The 385-nt window shown below is 67.3% G+C and carries 1 protein-coding gene; it reads left to right on the top strand.

Annotated features, from left to right (window positions below; all coding sequences use genetic code 11):
- A partial coding sequence (locus tag P2Q66_RS19280) for an MFS transporter (protein WP_275730725.1) occupies positions 1-385 on the top strand: 385 nt, incomplete at both ends.

Here is a 385-nt window from a genome sequence, read left to right on the forward strand (position 1 = left end):
TCACCTACGCTGTCGGCTTCGTGGCACGTCCGCTCGGCGGCATCGTGTTCGGCCAGATCGGCGACAAGCTGGGCCGCAAGCCCACGCTGCAGCTGACCATCGTCATTGTGGGCGTGGCAACGTTCCTGATGGGCTGCCTGCCCGGATTCGCCGAAATCGGCTACCTGGCACCCACCCTGCTGGTGGCGCTCCGCTTCATCCAGGGCTTCGCGCTGGGCGGCGAATGGGGCGGTGCCGTGCTGCTGGTTGCCGAACACAGCCCCAACAAGTCCCGCGGCTTCTGGTCCAGCTGGCCGCAGGCGGCAGTACCCGTCGGCAACCTGCTGGCCACGCTGGTGCTGTTCATCATGTCCTCCACCCTGAGCCCTGAGGCGTTCCTGGGCTG

The sequence above is a fragment of the Arthrobacter sp. Cr_A7 genome (assembly GCF_029222765.1).
Classification (GTDB): domain Bacteria; phylum Actinomycetota; class Actinomycetes; order Actinomycetales; family Micrococcaceae; genus Arthrobacter.